Source organism: Limimaricola cinnabarinus LL-001, assembly GCF_000466965.1.
Taxonomy (GTDB): Bacteria; Pseudomonadota; Alphaproteobacteria; order Rhodobacterales; family Rhodobacteraceae; genus Limimaricola; species Limimaricola cinnabarinus.
Map to the genome: position 1 here is coordinate 1 of NZ_BATB01000158.1, position 1185 is coordinate 1185.

The 1185-nt window shown below is 61.8% G+C and carries 1 protein-coding gene; it reads right to left on the reverse strand.

Features of this window, described 5'->3' with window-relative positions:
- Positions 1-1072, reverse strand: a 1072-nt coding sequence (gene istA / locus MBELCI_RS18840; protein WP_045320561.1) for an IS21 family transposase, incomplete at its 3' end; no start/stop codon positions are given.
- Between the last annotated feature and the right edge of the window lie 113 nt (positions 1073-1185).

Below are 1185 nucleotides of genomic sequence, written 5' to 3' on the forward strand. Positions count from 1 at the left end.
CTTCGGCCACGATCACCAACCGCGTGGGGTAGATGTGCAGGCTGACGGGGCGGTTCGCAAAGCTGGCAGGGACAGAATAGCGATTACGCTCGAAGGTGATCAGGCAGGTGGGCGACACGCGCTTGCTTAGCTCGACATAGCCATCGAAGGCCGTGGGCAGCGGCATCAGTGCAGGCTTTTCGGCCTCCCAGACATTGGCGATGCTGCCGGGGAGGCTGCCATGCTCGATCTCGTCCCACAGCGCCTTGCAACGCTCTTCCAGCCAGAGGTTCAGCGCGTCGATATCCGCGAAAGCCGGCATCACCTGCCAGAGCCTGTGGCGGGCATCGCGGACATTCTTCTCGACCTGGCCCTTTTCCCAGCCTGCCGCCGGGTTGCAAAAGTCGGGGTCAAAAACGTAGTGGCTGGTCATGGCCATGAACCGCGCATTCACATCGCGCTTCTTGCCCGCCCCCACACGGTCGACTGCCGTTCGCATGTTGTCGTATATCCCACGCCCCGGGACGCCCTCGAAGACCCGGAATGCGTGCCAGTGCGCATCGAACAGCATCTCATGCGTCTGCAACAGATAGGCCCTGACCAGAAACGCCCGACTGTGCGACAGCTTGATATGGGCCACCTGTAACTTGATGCGCTCGCCGCCGACATGGGCCCAGTCCTCGCTCCAGTCGAACTGGAATGCCTCACCCGGCTGGAACACCAGCGGCACGAACGTCCCGAGATTGGTCGTCTGCTGTGCGCGGTGCCGATCTCCCTTCCAGGTCCGCACGAAGGCTGCGACCCGCTCATACGAGCCCTCATAGCCAAGCTGAACCAGATCAGCGTGCATCTGCTTGGCAGTGCGCCGGTCCTTGCGCGACTTGCGCTGCTCCGTCACCAGCCAGCCTGACAGCTTCTCTGCATACGGATCCAGCTTGCTTGGACGCACCGGTGTCTGGAACCGGGGCTCAACGACCCCCGCCCGCAGATACTTCTTGATGGTGTTGCGAGACAGCCCGGTTCGCCGCGCGATCTCGCGAATGGGCATCTTGTCCCGCAACGCCCAACGTCGAATGACGCTCAAAAATCCCATGTCGATCACTCCGATAACCCCCGACAAATCCCGTCAGGGGCAAGGTTCCACATGGGTCAGTTCTCAGTGACAATTCCGACCGCCGCTGGGTCAGTTCTCGGTGACAGCCAACA